The organism is Roseburia faecis (assembly GCF_001406815.1).
GTDB classification, from domain to species: Bacteria; Bacillota; Clostridia; order Lachnospirales; family Lachnospiraceae; genus Roseburia; species Roseburia faecis.
In genome coordinates, this window is sequence record NZ_CVRR01000067.1 from 1 (window position 1) to 885 (window position 885).

1 protein-coding gene and 1 pseudogene are annotated in these 885 nt (G+C 36.8%); both read left to right on the forward strand.

The window, feature by feature from the left end:
- The coding region (locus tag M72_RS14185) for a hypothetical protein (RefSeq protein WP_055068689.1) at positions 1 to 652 on the forward strand (652 nt) is incomplete at its 5' end.
- 40 nt (positions 653 to 692) lie between these two features.
- Positions 693 to 885 (forward strand): annotated as a pseudogene (locus M72_RS14190) (hypothetical protein); the annotation flags it as partial.

The following is an 885-nucleotide window of genomic DNA, read 5'->3' on the forward strand; positions in this document are numbered from 1 at the left end:
ATATAATTCTGATTTTAAGGAGTACGGGGTTATTTCCTTTGACCTTAATGGGAGCAGACAGGTAGTACCTAATTATGCAGTATCGAAAATGAATACAAGCACCTTGTCAGGCATCTGTGCTGAGAATAATTCTCTGGTACTAAGTAATAAAAGTTATTATTCATGGACAACATCAAGTGGCGGTAAATATACATGGACGGTCAACAATGGAAGGATAGGCTGGGCAGCCTCGGAATCGTTGCTTGCAGAGAATACAAATCAAAAAGGGACAAATTATAAGTGGGAAATGCGCAAAGCAAGTAATATTTTATCTGATCTGGCACAGGGAAAGAGTGTGTGGGGTTATCTCTACAGTAATGAGGAAGTACTGTCAGTCTGTGAGAAAGTCGGGATTTCTCCGGGATTCTTTTCTATAGATGCGGGAGCAGGAAAACGCACTTATTTATTGCAGGAATCAGGAAAGACCATAAATGTTGACGCAAAGATAAAACAGTTAAATGATATAAACTGGATAGAAATCGGATATAAAGAAGGAGATACGTTTTCCGTTTATGGTAAAGAGTATGCTATTGACAGCAGTGGGCATATCAATGTTTCGGCAGAAGATGAATTTATATCAACGGAAATTAAATATCCAAGTCGTTCAATATAATAGAAATTATTTTAAGCTTCAATAACAGGGAGGTAGGATTATGGCAATTACGGGTATCAATAACAGCAGTTACACATCGTATTATGCTTCAAATTATAAGAATACTGTAAAAAAAACAGATAGTGAAAAGGATAGTACAAATACAAAAGATGGCAACGTGACAACAAGTACAGTTGAATTAAAAACATCACGTCCCGGTGTGACAAAAACAGAGCAGATTAAGACAGGGTATA